Annotated in this window: 4 protein-coding genes; 1 reads left to right on the top strand and 3 read right to left on the bottom strand. The window is 47.8% G+C overall.

Going from position 1 to position 5,245, the window contains the following annotated elements; translation table 11 throughout:
• Positions 1-51: 51 nt before the first annotated feature.
• Positions 52-747 (bottom strand): NrdJb, encoded by a 696-nt coding sequence (locus BIZ37_RS29375; RefSeq protein WP_107297904.1) that lies wholly within the window; start codon positions 745-747, stop codon positions 52-54.
• A gap of 18 nt (positions 748-765) precedes the next feature.
• Entirely contained in the window at positions 766-2,916 is a 2,151-nt protein-coding gene (locus BIZ37_RS29380; RefSeq protein WP_187464557.1) for an adenosylcobalamin-dependent ribonucleoside-diphosphate reductase, read from the bottom strand.
• Between the two features lie 502 nt (positions 2,917-3,418).
• On the opposite strand from BIZ37_RS29380, the gene BIZ37_RS29385 reads away from it, so the two are divergent.
• The gene (locus tag BIZ37_RS29385) at positions 3,419-4,054 is read left to right on the top strand and encodes a M15 family metallopeptidase (RefSeq protein WP_222939891.1); all 636 of its coding nucleotides are present in this window, start codon (positions 3,419-3,421) and stop codon (positions 4,052-4,054) included.
• Between the two features lie 129 nt (positions 4,055-4,183).
• Here BIZ37_RS29385 and BIZ37_RS29390 read toward each other — a convergent pair.
• A partial coding sequence (locus BIZ37_RS29390; protein ID WP_187464559.1) for a porin occupies positions 4,184-5,245 on the bottom strand: 1,062 nt, incomplete at its 5' end.

A 5,245-nucleotide genomic window follows, 5' to 3' on the forward strand; every position in this document is an offset into this window, starting at 1 on the left:
GAATAAAAAAGCCGCCAGTTGGCGGCTCTCAGCATTAGTGTAAAGTGGCGTTTAACCGCACTTAGAATCACCACAGTTCAAACAGGTCTGGCAACCGTCTTTGACGATCACCGACTTGTTATGGCACTTGTAGCAAAGTGTCGCGCTAGGTGGGAAGCTGCTAGATTCTTCCTCAACTTCTTCTTTTTTACCTTCAAGCTCCGCTTTTTTGGCGTCAAGGAACGCCTGCTGGTGCTCATCAACTTCTGGCTTACCCAGCATACCGATTTCAGTCAGGTGTTGCTCGATTACGTTACCGATCTCTGCAATGAGGGAAGGGACATACTTACCTTTGTTCCAGTAACCACCACGAGGGTCAAAGACAGAGCGCAACTCTTCAACCAGGAAGGTGCAGTCGCCACCTTTGCGGAATACCGCAGACATGATGCGGGTTAGGGCAACAATCCACTGGAAGTGCTCAAGGCTCTTGGAGTTGATGAAGACTTCAAACGGACGGCGCACTTCATGCTCGGTACCTTCGTTCAGCACAACATCATTTATCGTGATGAACAGCGAGTGCTCCGAGATATGCTCAGGTGTCTTTAGTTTGTAGGTCGTCCCAAGCAGTTTCTCTGGGCGCTGCATGTCTTCATGCATGTGCTGCACTTCATATTCAGGAACAGCGGGTGCAGGTGCTGCCTGCGGTGCTTCTTGCTCTTGGCTCTTTACTTTGAAGGCAACAATCTTACCGTCGATTTTCTTTGTCATGTCTTTCTAACCTATACCTTAAAATTTACCGTAGTAGCCTTCTTTCAAGGCATCATAAAGGTTTGCGGCGGTGTGTGTTTCGCCATCATACTCGATTTCTTCGTTACCTTTGGCTTCAAACGTTGAGCCATCTTCAAGGGTGAAGACATAGGTGGTGTTTTCAAGATCTTTCTCTTTCACCAATACGCCTTGGAACACTTCTGGGTTGAAACGGAAAGTCGTACAACCTTTCAAGCCCTTGTCGTAGGCATCCATATAGATGTCTTTGAAGTCCTCGAACGGGAAGTCAGTTGGTACGTTGGCTGTTTTCGAGATAGACGAATCAATCCAGCGCTGGGCTGCTGCCTGTACTTCTACGTGCTGGCTCGGTGTAATGTCATCGGCAGTAATGAAGTATTCCGGTAGCTGGCACTCTTCATCGGTGGTGTAAGGCATCGCCTTTTTGTTAACCAGCTTGCGGTAGGCTAGCAATTCGAAGCTGTAAACATCCACACTCTCTTTTGACTTTTTACCCGGGACGATAACGTTGCGGGTGTAGTGGTGCGCAAAGCTTGGTTCAATACCGTTACTAGCGTTGTTAGCCAAAGACAGGGAAATGGTTCCTGTTGGTGCAATTGAGCTGTGGTGCGTAAAGCGGCAACCGTGTTTCGCAAGATCGTCAACCAACTTAGGTTCAATCTCGCTAACCTGTTGCATGTAGCGGCTGTATTTGGCGTGAAGGACTTTACCTTTCACCTTGTCACCGACTTGAATGCCGTCTTTTGCCATTTCAGGGCGAAGGCGAAGCATCTTGGCTGTGATTTCGAACTCTTGGTCCATCACAGGTGCTACGCCTTTTTCTTTGGCTAGCTTGAGGCCTTCTTTCCAACCAGTAATCGCCATTTCCTGAGCAACTTGCTCGGTAAAGGCAACAGAGGCTGCACTGCCGTATTTGTGCTTGAGCATAGTGGTGGTTGAGCCTAGGCCCAAGAAGCCCATACCGTGACGTCGCTTGCTGGTGATTTCGTGGCGTTGCTTCTCAAGCGGAAGCTGGTTGATTTCTACTACGTTATCCAGCATACGGGTAAAGATAGCCACAACCTTGCGGTAGGCATCCCAGTCGAAGTGGGCATTGTCAGTAAATGGCTCACGGACAAACTTAGTCAGGTTAACTGAGCCCAGCAAGCAAGCACCGTAAGGTGGTAGTGGTTGCTCACCACATGGGTTGGTCGCGCGGATCTCTTCACAGAACCAGTTGTTGTTCATCTGGTTGACTTTATCGATCAGGATAAAGCCCGGCTCGGCGTAGTCGTAGGTGGATGTCATGATGACATTCCACAGGTTACGAGCAGGAAGGGTACGGTACACTTTACACGCAACACGGCCCTCTGCATCTTCAACCAGATTTGTTTTGGTCGGCCAGTCAGCCCAGACAATGCTGTCGTCGTTATCTAGGTCCAGCTTGTCCTGTTTGGCTTCTTTCGCCGTGATTGGGAAAATAAGCTGCCAAGAACCGTCGTTTTTAACTGCTTCGATGAAGTCTTCGTTGATTAGCAGCGACAGGTTGAATTGGCGAAGGCGACCATCTTCACGCTTGGCGCGAATGAAATCGATGATATCCGGGTGGCGGATATCCATGGTGCCCATTTGTGCTCCGCGACGACCACCGGCAGAAGAGACGGTAAAACACATCTTGTCATAGATATCCATGAAAGAAAGTGGGCCAGATGTGTATGCGCCTGCGCCAGACACGAAAGCACCGCGTGGACGTAGGGTTGAGAAGTCATAGCCGATACCACAGCCTGCCTTCAGGGTGAGGCCTGCTTCATGGACTTTGCCCAGGATATCATCCATTGAATCTTCAATGGTGCCAGACACGGTACAGTTAATGGTTGATGTTGCGGGCTTGTGTTCGAATGCACCTGCATTTGAGGTGATACGTCCCGCAGGAATTGCCCCGTTACGAAGTGCCCAAAGGAACTCGTTGTACCAATGATCTTTCGTGTCATCGTTTTCTAGATCTGCCAATGCGCGGGCAACGCGTTTGAAAGTGTCGTCAAGCGTGACATCAATAGCGTCTCCATGCTTTGATTTCAGACGATACTTGCTGTCCCAAATTTCCATTGATGTGGATTGGTACTCGATATCGACGGCTTGAGAGACTTCCGGAGCGGTTGGGGATTTCGCCATTATGAATGCACCTTACTGTTATCATGTTGTGTTGCTGCCAGCAAAAAAGTAAAGCTACCCAGCCTTATTTTAAGCTTACTCACCCAGTTGAGCATGGTGGGTGAAAACCAGCAAGGCGCAGATCAAACCACTAACCCGCAAGATCTTCAAGTCTTGACAAGACGATTATCCGCCTTTGTAACCAATCGATAATACGGGCCATTTTTATAGATAGATTGGTTGTAAACGGGATTGGTGAAATGTGATCAAAACGCTCGACAGCTGTAAAAATCAGCCATTGCAAAGTATCGCTAGCATGTTGATTTTAAAGCCAACTTATAGCTGAATACTGAATGTAATAAATGACATGTTTTCATCAAAATTATGTACTGCTCTAAAATTTCAGGGTGCTGCTTTTCGCTTAGGTGAATTGCACTACAGTTTTATCGATACCCAAGGAGGAGTGAATATGTCAAAGAGTGCCTGCTTAGTTTTTATCTCATCCCTCGTGCTCGGTTTTCTAATGAGCACCTTTTCTAACGCTGAGTCACTGCCTGATGGCTTTGTTGATATCCAGCACGTCGACTCGACGATAGTTGTCGATATTCGCTATTTCACCAGTGATAACTTCGTTGGCGAACGAATAAGCGGCTATAGAGCTGCGAAAGCGATCAGTACAGAGCAGACAGCGTCGGCATTAGCGGAAGTCCAGAAAGACTTAAAGGCATTTGGATTAGGCTTGAAAGTGTTCGACGCTTATCGTCCACAGCCTGCGGTGGATCATTTTGTTCGTTGGGCTGTGGATTTGTCCGATACCCGTATGAAAGAAAAATATTACCCGACAGTCGAAAAAAAGCACTTATTCCGGGATGGCTATATTGCGGCTAAATCTGGCCATTCGAGAGGGAGTACGGTGGATCTTACCTTGATTGATATTGCTAGTGGTGAAGATTTGGATATGGGAACAAGCTGGGATTATTTTGGTAAGGCATCGTGGCCCAACTCCCCGAAAAGTTCGGCACAGCAAAGGGCTAACAGAATGCTATTACAGGCCATCATGTTAAAACATGGCTTTAAACCGCTTAAAGAAGAGTGGTGGCATTTTACCTTAGCGGAAGAGCCATATCCTGAGACCTATTTTAGTTTCGATGTAAAGTGAAGGCGGGGATGTGAAATAACAAGTGCTAGGTGTGAAATAAAAAGGGGCACCGTCCTGGTGCCCGAAATAAAAATTCGTCAAGTCTCTTCGACGACAATGAACACAATTTAGCGAAACAGAAGTTAGCTGTTAGAAGTTGTAACGTACTAGCAAAGCAAGTTCGTCATCTAGGCCTGCATCTGAGCCGAATGCATTTTTACTGCTTGCATCAATTTGGTATTCAGCCGCAAGAATGACTGGGCCTGTGAAGTAAGCGACGCCTAGCGTTGTGTAAGCATGCTTAGCGGATGTGTTGTCATCTTCAAGCTGGTTATAGCCGGCTAGAAGTTGGAATTGGTTGATATCATAAGTTGCAGCAAGTTCTAGGCCTGTTGCTTCTTTGATTGTATTGTTGGTACCGCCAGATGTTTTAGCGTCACCGAATACATCACCCGTCGCTGTTTGGTGGTTACGGAACTGGCCGTAGTTAGCAGCTAGGTATAGCGATTCATTTTCATAAGTAATCACACCGTTCGCAACTTTCGCGTCTGCGCGGTCGTCGAACTTAGTCTCGCCGTACACACCGCTAACACCCACGATACCCATACCGGTATCGAAGTCATAACCTAGCATTGCCTGGTAGCCGTAGTCGCGGTCGTAGCCGCCAGTAATGTTACCTTGCTCATCTCGTGAAAGGTTTGAATCCTGGAATTGGTACTGTAGGCCAACCTGAACGCCGTAGAAGTTGTTGCGGTACTGGATTACGTCATCCGCACGGCCTGTACCATGTACACCACCGTCGCCAGAAATACCGTCATAGTTACCAGCTGTGTCACCACCGTATACCCAGAAGATATCTGTTTTGCCGGTTACGTCGTAATGAACAGACCAGGCTTTACCAAGAGTGAAGTTACCGAAGTCTTCGTTGTCAGCAGTGATGTAACCCAAACGGTTTGAAACATGGCTACCTTCGCCGCTGTTTGCTAGTGCATCGTATGCCCACTCTGCACGGGTACCAATATCCCAGCCACTTTCTAGGGCATGGGTATAGCCGAAGTTGATACGAGAAGACTGGTTACGAAGTTCAGAGTCACCATCAGAGAAACGAGCACTTGCTGCCAAACGGCCACCAACAGAGAAAGTGTTAGTGCCATCGTTATAAACTTCCAATGCATGTACAGACGATGATGCTGCCGCTGCTGCCACTGCTAG

This window comes from Photobacterium sp. BZF1 (assembly GCF_014349205.1).
Taxonomy (GTDB): domain Bacteria; phylum Pseudomonadota; class Gammaproteobacteria; order Enterobacterales; family Vibrionaceae; genus Photobacterium.